This is a genomic window from uncultured Thermosynechococcus sp., from assembly GCF_938074695.1.
Classification (GTDB): Bacteria; Cyanobacteriota; Cyanobacteriia; order Thermosynechococcales; family Thermosynechococcaceae; genus Thermosynechococcus.
Map to the genome: position 1 here is coordinate 1 of NZ_CALJEM010000079.1, position 10,821 is coordinate 10,821.

11 protein-coding genes and 1 pseudogene are annotated in these 10,821 nt (G+C 52.8%); 5 read left to right on the forward strand and 7 right to left on the reverse strand.

Annotated elements, in window-relative coordinates:
• Positions 1-111: 111 nt before the first annotated feature.
• Positions 112-930, reverse strand: a complete 819-nt coding sequence (locus Q0683_RS10515; RefSeq protein WP_298614283.1) for a photosystem II manganese-stabilizing polypeptide — start codon at positions 928-930, stop codon at positions 112-114.
• Positions 931-1,278: 348 nt separating this feature from the next.
• Between Q0683_RS10515 and Q0683_RS10520 the strand changes: the two genes are divergently transcribed.
• Together Q0683_RS10520 and Q0683_RS10525 are read left to right on the forward strand one after the other, a co-directional pair.
• Complete coding sequence (locus tag Q0683_RS10520; protein ID WP_298977629.1) at positions 1,279-2,829, forward strand: serine/threonine-protein kinase; 1,551 nt, start codon at positions 1,279-1,281, stop codon at positions 2,827-2,829.
• A 115-nt stretch (positions 2,830-2,944) separates the two neighbouring features.
• Positions 2,945-3,115: a chlorophyll a/b-binding protein gene (locus Q0683_RS10525; RefSeq protein WP_011056299.1), complete on the forward strand. Its 171-nt coding sequence runs from the start codon at positions 2,945-2,947 to the stop codon at positions 3,113-3,115.
• 222 nt (positions 3,116-3,337) lie between these two features.
• Here the strand turns inward: Q0683_RS10525 and ndhM are convergent, their stop codons facing one another.
• A complete protein-coding gene (ndhM, locus tag Q0683_RS10530; protein ID WP_298611388.1) occupies positions 3,338-3,673 on the reverse strand; it encodes a photosynthetic/respiratory NAD(P)H-quinone oxidoreductase subunit M in 336 nt (111 codons plus the stop codon).
• A gap of 431 nt (positions 3,674-4,104) precedes the next feature.
• Between ndhM and Q0683_RS10535 the strand changes: the two genes are divergently transcribed.
• Together Q0683_RS10535 and trmFO are read left to right on the forward strand one after the other, a co-directional pair.
• Positions 4,105-5,508: a cation:proton antiporter gene (locus Q0683_RS10535; RefSeq protein ID WP_298611385.1), complete on the forward strand. Its 1,404-nt coding sequence runs from the start codon at positions 4,105-4,107 to the stop codon at positions 5,506-5,508.
• 2 nt (positions 5,509-5,510) lie between these two features.
• Positions 5,511-6,884, forward strand: coding sequence for an FADH(2)-oxidizing methylenetetrahydrofolate--tRNA-(uracil(54)-C(5))-methyltransferase TrmFO (gene trmFO, locus Q0683_RS10540; protein WP_298611382.1), 1,374 nt, complete (start codon positions 5,511-5,513; stop codon positions 6,882-6,884).
• Here the strand turns inward: trmFO and tsaE are convergent.
• Genes tsaE through Q0683_RS10565 form a run of 5 tightly spaced genes read right to left on the reverse strand, consistent with a single transcriptional unit; the run spans position 6,787 to position 10,346 of the window.
• Entirely contained in the window at positions 6,787-7,245 is a 459-nt protein-coding gene (gene tsaE / locus Q0683_RS10545) for a tRNA (adenosine(37)-N6)-threonylcarbamoyltransferase complex ATPase subunit type 1 TsaE (RefSeq protein ID WP_298611379.1), read from the reverse strand. The genes trmFO and tsaE overlap by 98 nt on opposite strands.
• A complete protein-coding gene (gene bchM, locus Q0683_RS10550) occupies positions 7,246-7,938 on the reverse strand; it encodes a magnesium protoporphyrin IX methyltransferase (protein WP_298611376.1) in 693 nt (230 codons plus the stop codon).
• 29 nt (positions 7,939-7,967) lie between these two features.
• A complete protein-coding gene (locus Q0683_RS10555) occupies positions 7,968-8,882 on the reverse strand; it encodes an ABC transporter permease (RefSeq protein ID WP_298977635.1) in 915 nt (304 codons plus the stop codon).
• Entirely contained in the window at positions 8,851-9,573 is a 723-nt protein-coding gene (gene ftsE / locus Q0683_RS10560) for a cell division ATP-binding protein FtsE (protein ID WP_298611370.1), read from the reverse strand. Before ftsE ends, Q0683_RS10555 begins: the two co-directional genes overlap by 32 nt.
• Positions 9,570-10,346, reverse strand: a complete 777-nt coding sequence (locus tag Q0683_RS10565) for a WecB/TagA/CpsF family glycosyltransferase (RefSeq protein WP_298611367.1) — start codon at positions 10,344-10,346, stop codon at positions 9,570-9,572. Before Q0683_RS10565 ends, ftsE begins: the two co-directional genes overlap by 4 nt.
• A gap of 325 nt (positions 10,347-10,671) precedes the next feature.
• Between Q0683_RS10565 and Q0683_RS10570 the strand changes: the two are divergent.
• Positions 10,672-10,821 (forward strand): annotated as a pseudogene (locus Q0683_RS10570) (photosystem II D2 protein (photosystem q(a) protein)); the annotation flags it as partial.

Here is a 10,821-nt window from a genome sequence, read left to right on the forward strand (position 1 = left end):
CAAAAAGAAACACCATCCACCACGAATGTTGCAGCAGATGATGTCTCCGTTGGGGGGTAGGCGACCCGCAGTTCCCTGAGTTCTAAAAGAGTCGCCATGGGTGTGTTGATCCTAGGCAGGTTCGATACGGGCGTAAAAGACCCCTTGAATTTTCACTTCGTGGGGTTCGTGCGCTCCCATATCATCATCGGAGAGTTGCTTACTTTCAAAGGTACCGGCAATTTCCCCCGTGCGACCATCCACCTTCGCCACATTCAGAGCAATTTCACCCTTGGTAAGCGAGAAGCGTTTCACATTGGCGCGCGCCAGTTGTTCCTCTTTGCCCTGGGGAAGGGCGATCGCTGAATCATAACCAGAGGCCAAGCCTCGACCTTTAGGATCCAAGAAGTTGGCAGTGCGGTAGGAGGGAACGTTAAATTCCCCTTGGAAGTCGGTTGACGTAGTGATACTCGTCATGTTGGGCTGAGTGGTTGCCACTAAGTTTTTCACCGTAAACAGCAGTGGGACGCGCTCGCCACCGGGCACTTGTACGGTCACGGGCTGGAAATCAATCCCATCCTCTTCCACAAACGTGAGGCTGCCATCGCTGTTGACCTTGAGTTCCCCTTGAATTTGATCCAAGGTTGTGGTTTCGCGGGTCACCAACTTTGTGGGAACAAATTCGGCCTCTTGGCGTTTGTTCTTCGGCTCTTCCTTGACTAAAAATGTCGTGGGCTGTAAGCAGAGTCGGGCAATGCGATAGGTTTGGGAGCTATCTATCGGATAGGCACCCCGCGCCGTATCATCAAGGGTGGGGCACTTGTTGGCCAGGCCCGTACCGACAATATCGTCATAGGTTAAAGTCTGTTTTGCGGCAAAGGCGGGGGTGCTCAAGGAAAGCATCCCTAAACATACCGCCAGCAGAGTCGCCACTAAAATGCGATATTTCATGGTTAACCTCAGAAGTCAAAACATCTCAAAGCAGTCAAAGTGCGGGACATATTCGCTGTATAAGAGTCCGGTGAAGGCAGCCATGCAACTACCTTATCAATCCATGATTATACGGAGGTTTGCGATCGCCTCAGAAAGCAAATTTTCGCAGATGTTTTAATTTCGCAACAGAAAAAACAACGGCCAATCTCTACTCAGGTTGTGCGGCAAAGTAAACTAGTGAAAGAGCAGGAGCAAGAGTGGATTCATGGATGACAGCGAGTTGTTTGCTGTTTTTGTTGCCGATCTCGAACAACGCAATGCCTGCCTGTTTGCGACCTCGCCAGCCGATTTTCCCCTGAGGCAACTATGTCAGATCCGTCCCGTGATACCAATATTGGCCAAGTTCTCATGAATCGGTATCAGCTCACAGAGCTGATTGGCAAAGGCTCGATGGGACGGGTTTATCGGGCGGAAGATATTCTCCTAGGGGGGGTTCCTGTTGCCGTTAAATTTCTCTCACAAACCCTGCTCAACGACCGCATGAAAACCCGCTTTGCCCAAGAAGCGCGCGCCGGTGCTCTCCTCGGCCAGAAGAGCATGCATGTGGTACGGGTACTGGACTACGGCATGAACAACGAGGAAATTCCCTTCTATGTCATGGAATTTTTGCAAGGGGAAAACCTCAGCGACTTGCTCTTAGAAGAACCCCTCCCTCTGAGCCGATTTCTGCGAATTGCACGGCATATCTGTCTTGGTCTTCAGGTTGCCCACGAAGGGATTGTCATCGAAGGTCAAAAATGTCCCATTATTCACCGTGACATTAAGCCCAGCAATGTCCTTGTGATTCAGGACAATACCCTGGGGGAACTCGCCAAGGTATTGGATTTCGGAATTGCCAAATTTTTGGGGGATGTCCCTGAAAAGGGTCAAACCTCTTCATTTATGGGCACCTTAGCCTACTGTTCGCCAGAGCAAATTGAAGGGCGGGAATTGGATCACCGCTCGGATATCTACAGTCTTGGCATCACAATGTATGAGCTACTCACAGGCAAGATGCCCATTCAGGCGGAAACCCACTCCATTGGCAGTTGGTTTAAGGCGCACCACTTCCAAAAGCCCGTCCCCTTTAGTGTTGCGAGCCCGGAGTTACGTCTTCCCCCTGCCCTTGAAGAACTGATTATGGCCTGTATGGCCAAATCCCCCGCCGATCGCCCTCAGAGCATGGCAGAAATTATTCAAGTGCTCACCGCCCTTGAAGAGCAGTTTGGCAGTGGTCGAGTAACCCAGCCAGGAATTGACCCAATTGGCACAATGACTTCCCAACTCCCCGCACACCCATCTCAACCCCCTGTTGCCCTGGCTACAGTTGAAGAGGTCTGCTGGCAGAGTGTCTGGCCTGCGGATAAACCAGTGGCCGAAATTGTCTTTCCAATGCCGCTGTATGCTCAACGGGAATCGGCAGCGTCACTGTGGGTGATGTTGCCGCGGGCAGAAATTGATCGGCGGATGCTCAATATTCGCTACAACCAGTTTCTCTTTACCACCAGTCCTCACCCAATGATCCTCTGGATTACGGCTATCTATGATCCCAAGCAAGGTCCGCGTTGGTTGCCCTGCTATCTCGATATGAAATTGCCGCGCAATCAAGAACTTTGTACTTTGTTGGCAGACACTGGCTACTATCCCCTGCTCTTTTTCCCGCTGGAGGATCCCCAACACTGCACCAATGTCCGCACGTTTGCGATCGCCCCCTTCCAACGGCAACTGCTACGGGATTGGTTGCAAACTAGCAAAAGCTTGCCCAGTTCTGCCCCAGCAACCGTTAGCCGCAACCTCCTCAAAGCAGAGTTTGAAAAATACAAGCCGCAAATCCTTGCCAAGTTAGAGAACGTGAAGATGGCCACAGTGATTGATTAGGGATACCGCGATCGCCCTCTAGGGCAGCGATAGAGAAAAATATATTAAGAGTTGTTGCGAAATTAGTAAAGAATTGTTACAGTGGGGATACAGGGTTCGATCAGGAGTCAAAACCATGGAAGATACAAAAACTATTAAAGCTGAAGATCGCAATGCATGGGTGTTTGGATTCACCCCCCAAGCTGAAATCTGGAACGGTCGCCTTGCCATGATTGGCTTTGTGGCAGCGCTACTCACGGAACTGATCACCAAACAAGGCGTGCTTCACTTCTGGGGTCTCCTCTAGACCTTAACTCTCTCCCAATTTTCAGCGGTCAAAGTGTCATTTTGAGGTCAGCGATGGCCTCTTTTTTTTGGCCAATTGACGGCTAGCAGAGGAGAAACCCGGCTCTTGTTGCAAGGAGAGAAGACCCTTAACAAGCATCAAAACCCCTATAGGAGAGGATTGCACTCCCTTTGGGTAAGAACAGGACTGGGTTGAATTATCTGCAATTGAGGAGAAGTGAATCTAGGAGTGATTGACACGGGGAATTCCAAGACTGTAGTTGCGCACGCGGCTGTTGAGGTTGTAGCCAATTTCCCCTTGCATCAGTAACGAACGAATAAAGTGCTCCAAATCCGAACCAATTCGCCGCAGATTGTATTCCGTCAAGTCCTCACCTGCGGCATTGGCCACTAATTCCTGAAACTTTGCTTCCACTTTCGCGAGGGCAGCTTCATTCCACTCCAACTCGTTATCGGGATCCACATTGAGCGTCAGCGTTTCCGTATCAGGATGAACTGCACCATCAACCACATGGCCGGCATAAATGTGAACATGGCGTGTTGTGGACTTCAGTAGCATAGCTGACCCAATGATGAGTGGACTATAGTTTGTTAACGCTTCTACTATACCAAGAATCTTTTCGCGGAAAGTTTAGAAAAACTCATGGCTTATCCTAGGAATCAGTAATGCAACTGAGCTGGCTTCTAGGCTGCCTCTGGGTAGGGATGACTGAAAATAAAATTGATTTGATGAACCCAACGCGACCCCGCATCCACCATCACTGAGCCAGTCCCATCATCAAAAATCAACTCATTAGCATTGTCTTCGGTAATATAGAATGGGCATTCCCAAGGCTGGGGCGATCGCCCATGTAAAAACTATGATAACCATGTTGAAATGCCATTACAGTTAGACAACAAAGAACAGGCTTGGGTTCAGCGTAAATTCAAGGTTGAGCAGAAGGGGAAGGCGTGGTTAACTTAGTTAAAGAGTTTGTAAGATTTGCCCCTATGCCTTTGATAACGTCACTTTTTCAACCTTTTCTTGCCGATGTTGCAGCAGAATCAGTGAACTCGGCGGAAGCGGGTCCATTGATCTTGGCGGCTGTTCTGCTGAGTCTGGTGGTAATTTACTTTGCCAGCAAAGTGGGCGGTGAAATTTGTGCCCGCATTAACTTTCCACCAGTGTTAGGCGAACTGGTAGGGGGTGTCGTTGTTGGTATTTCTGTCTTGCACTTGTTGGTGTTTTCTGAAGGGGGGGCAACTGAAACCTCCGCACTGACCACATTTATCCAGCAGACCGCCGGCATGGATGACACGCTGGCTACGGTGGTTGCGAATACCGCCAGTGAAGTGATTTCCGTCCTCTCGGAAATCGGTGTGATGATCCTGCTGTTTGAGATTGGCTTAGAGTCGGATTTAGAGGGCCTACTCAAGGTGGGATTCCAAGCTGCGCTGGTGGCAGTAGTGGGGGTGGCTGCTCCTTTTTTAGCAGGAACCCTTGGTCTGGTGATGCTGTTCCACGTGGACTTGGTGCCGGCAATTTTTGCAGGGGCAGCACTCACGGCAACCAGTATCGGCATCACTGCTAAAGTTCTTGCCGAGATTCAACGCCTGACTTCGCCGGAGGGGCAAATCATCATCGGCGCCGCAGTTCTCGATGATATTCTCGGCATTATTGTGCTGGCGGTGGTGGCGAGTCTAGCGAAAACCGGCACCGTCGAGATCAGGAATGTTATTTACCTAATCATTAGCTCTGTGGTCTTTTTGGTAGGGGCTGTGGTGGTGGGACGGTTGTTGAGTCCCTTCTTTTTGGGGATGGTAGATCGCCTGACGACGCGCGGTAACTTGCTGATTCCCTCCTTGATTTTTGCTTTTGTTCTGGGATACGTGGCAGTGATTCTGCAACTGGAAGCGATTCTCGGTGCTTTTACCGCCGGCTTAGTTTTAGGGGAAACAGAGAAGCGACGCGAGCTAGAGGAGCAGATTTTGCCCATTGCCGATATGTTGGTGCCGGTGTTCTTTGTCTGTGTTGGTGCACGCACGGATATTAGCGTTCTCAATCCTTTGGAACCGGCGAATCATGCGGGTCTGATTATTGCTTCGTTCCTTGTAGTTGTGGCCATTGTTGGTAAGGTGGTAACAGGGGCAACGGTCTTTGGTCAACCGGGCATTAACCGTTGGGCAATTGGCCTTGGTATGGTGCCTCGGGGTGAAGTAGGGTTGATTTTTGCGGCTGTGGGGTCTGCTAGCGGCGTGCTCTCGAAGGCTCTCGATGCCGGCATTATCGTCATGGTGATTGTGACCACGTTCGTTGCCCCGCCCCTGTTGCGTTTAGTCTTTAAGTCAGAGGCAGAGGCCGCAGAGGCGTTACCGACGTCAGATGTTGCAGTGGAGTCTCCTCGAGAAGGATAGGGATGGAGCCGATTACGGTCATTGGCGGTGGTTTAGCGGGTACAGAGGCAGCATGGCAAATTGCCCGTGCGGGTCTGCCGGTTATTTTGTATGAAATGCGTCCTCACCGACCCAGTCCAGCTCACCATACGGCGGAGTTGGCGGAGTTGGTGTGCAGTAATTCCTTTGGGGCCAAGGCAAGCGATCGCGCCACGGGGTTATTGCACCATGAATTGCGTGCCCTCAGCTCCTTAATTATTGCCACTGCCGATCGCCATCAAGTGCCCGCCGGGGGTGCCTTAGCGGTGGATCGCACCCAGTTTAGCCGTGAGCTGACCGAAACTCTCGAGCGCCATCCCCTTGTGACATTGCGGCGCGAAGAACTGCCCCGCCTTCCAGAAACTGGGGTTGTGGTGTTGGCCACTGGACCATTGACCAGTGAGGCTTTAAGTGCCGATCTCCAACGTTTTACAGGACTGGACTACCTGAGTTTTTTTGATGCCGCCAGCCCAATTGTGGTTGGGGAATCCATTAACCGCGAGGTGGCCTTTCTGGCCTCCCGTTACGACCGCGGGGAAGCGGCCTATCTCAACTGTCCCTTCACTGCCGAGGAATATCAGCGGTTTTGGCAGGCTCTCTGTGACGCCGAACAGACTCCTTTGAAAGACTTTGAGCGCAAGAGTGCCCAATTTTTTGAAGCCTGTTTACCCATTGAGGAGTTGGCACGGCGGGGAGTAGATACACTGCGCTTTGGCCCTTTGAAACCGGTGGGTCTGCGGGATCCGCGCACCGGTGAACGTCCCTATGCAGTGGCACAACTGCGCCAAGAGGATCGCCACGGTCAACTGTGGAATTTGGTGGGGTTTCAAACCAATCTGCGCTGGGGCGAACAGCAGCGGGTCTTTCGGATGATTCCGGGGCTAGAGCGGGCAGAGTTTGTGCGTATGGGAGTGATGCACCGCAATACATTCTTAAATGCGCCGAAGCTGTTGAATGCCACACTCCAGTTTCGCGATCGCCCCACCCTCTTGGCCGCGGGTCAAATTACGGGTACGGAGGGATACAGCGCTGCGGTGGCCGGCGGCTGGTTAGCGGGCACCAATGCCGCTCGCTTAGCGCGGGGACTGGCACCTTTGGTCTTGCCCCCAACCACGATGGCCGGCGCGTTGTTTCACTACATTAGTACGGCGGAGAGTAGCACCTTCCAGCCCATGCCCCCCAACTTTGGAATTTTACCCCCCCTGGAGCAAAAGGTTCGCCAAAAGGCCTTGCGCTATGCCGCCTATCGCGATCGCGCCCTTAGGGATTTAAGCACTTGGGCAACAGCGATGTCGCTGCCCCTACAGCCTCTAAAGTTAGATGAGTGCGCTCCTGCTGTCGTTGAAGCTGGAGCTTAAGATAGTCGCGGGGGAAGCTGGGCAGGCGATCGGGCCACTCGATAGCAACAATCCCTAGATCAACTTCTTCCCCCAGCCAGTAGCGTTCTGGCGCCAGCTCCGCCACCTCCCTAGGGGTAAGGCGATAGAGGTCTAGGTGATAGAGGGGGACGCGCCCTTCGGGATATTCCTGAATCAGCGTAAACGTGGGGCTTTGGATGACCTCAGTAATTCCCAGTCCTTCCCCTAAAGCCTGTACAAACGTCGTTTTTCCTGCCCCTAGCTCCCCCCACAGCAACAGAACTGTGCCCGCAGGTAACCATGTTCCCCACTGCCGCCCCAGGGCTTGCAGTTCCGCCAAGCTCAGATTGAGATTCGTCATTTAGGCTCGCACTGCTTCGAGGAGTCGCGAAAAGTAAAAGCGGGTTTTTGTCATCGCATTCCGCTCAATCCGCCAGCCCAAATCCTGCAAGATACCGCGAATCAATTCCTCACTGTGGAGATAGGCACGGGTGGTCTTGCTGGCACCGGGGAAGAATTCGCCAATCTTCTTCAGGAGCGTATATTTTGGTGTTTTGGGCGCAAAGCTGACAATCAGCCGCTCCATTGCTAGAGAACTCAAATGGGTTAGCATGCGCGCCATTTGGCTGTCGGGGTAGTGAATGAGCACATCGAGGCAGATGACAATGTGGTACTGCCCCCGCAGGGCTTCCAGATCGCTGACACTCAGGATCAGTTCATGGTGGCCATTCAGTTGAGCGGCGGCGCGATCGCGAGCTTCGGCCACCATTTTCTCGGAAATGTCACTGGCATAGACCCGTGCCCCCAGCTCGGCAAGGGGAATACTCAAGCTGCCAACCCCACAGCCGGCATCACAGATGAGTTTCCCCTTAAGGGAGCCATCGGCTTTCAGCCATGCCAAGACGGTATCAATCGTTTGTTGGTGTCCTAGGCGAATATCCGCCTGCACCTTGCTGACCGGATCTGTGCCATAGATGCGCCGCCAGCGATCGAACCCCGTGGTGTTGAAGTAGTTTTGAACAATTGCCTTTTCGTCAGCCGTAGATTGTGTCATAAGTTCTCGATGAATCGTGATTGCCCCAATTATTTTGGCATAGGGACTGTGGTTTGCAGTGCCAAGCGAGTACTCACTAACCCCAAAATCACGCCAATGACGATTAGGAAGAACCCCAAGCCCGCTGACCATTCAAGGGAGGCATTGCCGGCAAGGGCGCGAAAGCTGGTCTGTTGGGCTAACCACTGCTGAAGTTGTTGACCGCTTACCCAACCAACTATCCACGCCAGCAAACCGCCACCTCCCCCTAGACTAGCCGCTTGAAGGAAGAGGGGGGTGTAAATCCAAGTTTGGGTGGCGCCCACGAGGGTCATAATCTCAATTTCCGGTTGGCGCACAAGGATAATCAACCGCAAAATAGCGCTCACCAGAGCAACCACCGTTAAACTTAGTAGCAGCACCAACATCAACGTGACTCCCCGCACCACTCGCTGCACACTTTGCAGACCTGTGAGGGCGCGCTCAAGGTACTGCACCGACTCAATGCCTTCTTTTTGGGCAATTTGGTTAGCCAAGGGAGCCACCTGTTCGAGGCTTTGGGCACGAATTTTCACTTCGTCGCTAAGGGGATTGGTCTCAAAAAGGTCTAATTCCCCCTGCTTGCTTTTAAGGCCAAGATTGGCTTGCAATTCTGCCCAGGCGCGATCGCGATCAATCCAAGTGAAGTCTGCTACTCCTGGTAGGGCTGCCAGCTCCTCCCTCAGCTTTGCCACCTTAGCGGTGGGAAGATCGGGCGATACATAGGCGGTAATTTCCAGCCGATTGCCGAGGGACTCGACACTGGCGCTTAAAAGCTGTGAGACTTGCCAGCCCCAACCAAAAATGAAGAGCGTCACGGCCACAGCAATGACGGCTGCGCCATTGAGCCAACCACCGCGCCAGAGACTGCGGCGCACTTCCGGAATCAGAAAATCAAGGGTGGGGAAGGGACTCAAGTTTGCCATGGTGCAAATGGAGAATCCGATGTGAGACTAAGCGGGTCAAGGCCAAGTCATGGGTGGTAAAGAGAACCGTTAGCCCACGTTGGTGCAGGCGATGCAGTAGGGCGAGAATTTGTTGACTCGTTTGGGGGTCGAGGTTACCTGTGGGTTCATCCGCCAGTAATAGCTCAGGACCACCGACAAGGGCGCGGGCAATGCTCACTCGCTGTTGCTCTCCCCCCGATAGGGATTGGGGATAGGCACCAGCCTTGTGACTGAGACCCACCAGTTTGAGGGCGGTTTGCACCCGCTGTTGAATTTCTGCTTTTGGCAGACCGCGCACCAGCAGTGCAAAGGCAACATTTTCGGCAACTGAGCGATCGCCCAAGAGCTTAAAGTCCTGAAAAATCACCCCCATGCGCCGCCGCAACTGTGCCATCCGTCGCTCGTGCCGGGGATTGACTGCCTCACCAAACAGGCGAACTGTGCCTTGATCTGGTTGCAGTTGACCACAGAGCAGTTTTAAGAGGGTGGATTTACCCGATCCCGAAGACCCAGTGAGAAAGTAAAACTCTCCCCGTCGCAGTTGCAAACTAACGCGATGTAAGCAGGGCAACGGCCCACCAAAGGACTTTGTGACTTGGCACAGTTCCGCAATGATTACCCCCTCGGAGGTCGGTTCACCGGGGGTTACCACTGGAGTCACGGCTGTCATCGGGATGAGAAACGCTGTCGCCCGTACAAACGACTCAGGAGCGCCTTCCATGCAAATTGGGGCAAAGCCAGCATCCGTCGCCACCGCCAAGGTTCTTGATACAGACGATAGAGCCACTCCAGATGCAGCTTTTGCAGTAACTTAGGTGCGCGTTTTTTTACCCCTGCCCAAACGTCAAAACTCCCGCCAACGCCCACCCAAATCGCCTGCGGGCAAATGTGACGATGGCGATCAATCCAGTATTCCTGCCGCGGTACCCCCAAGGCCACAAGAACAATGTCGGGTTGCTGCTCCTTTAGGGTTTCAAGAAGGGCGGCTTCCGTTGCTAGGTCATGATAGCCTGACTGCACGCCAACAATTTTCAGGTTGGGACATTCTCTGTGCCAGCGCTCAGCCACTTTTTCTGCCACCCCCGGTGCTGCCCCATAGAAAAAGACCCGCTTAGGCTGGGAAGCTTCATTGGCAAGTCGCAGAAGGGCTTCGGCAAATTCAATTCCCGGCAGACGACGCGCGGCCAAGCCATGCAACTTGAGGTAGAGAATCACCCCCGATCCATCGGGAATGACCAAATCAGCGCGGTGTATAACATCGGCAAATTCTGGTGTTCGCTCCGCCAGCATCACCATTTCTGAATTGAGCGTGACCACGTGCTGACCATGACCATCCCGCTGTTGCATGAGCAGCCACTCAGGAGCATTCTCCACCAAATGGAGGGGAAGTCCAAAAACTGAGACTTTTACGGGAATGGTGGGCATCAGAAGGGGGTGACCCATAGGCAAGTTAAGCACAAGAAACACCGAGTATCTTACAGCCCTTTTCACAGCAAGTGAACACTCCGAGGAAAACAGCGCGATCATGCATGTAGGACAACGCTGCAGTGGTGAATCCCTCGCGTCTGGAAATGGGCTATATCAGATATACAAGGTCATCCTAGGGGATATGCCTTGTTGAAATCCCCAAAACGCCTTTGCTAGATTAGAGTCGCTATTAAGATTCGTAAACTTAGCTCTCATGATCCCATTGAGCGACCTCACGAATCTGCCCTTATCACTTCCTTAATCGGAGTTGAGTTTTATGACTTAATCGGAGTTGAGTTTTATGACGATTGCGATTGGACGAGCGCCAGCGGAGCGGGGATGGTTCGACATCCTCGACGACTGGCTCAAACGTGACAGATTTGTCTTTGTCGGCTGGTCAGGCATTCTCCTGTTTCCCTGCGCCTACCTTGCCCTCGGCGGCTGGTTGACC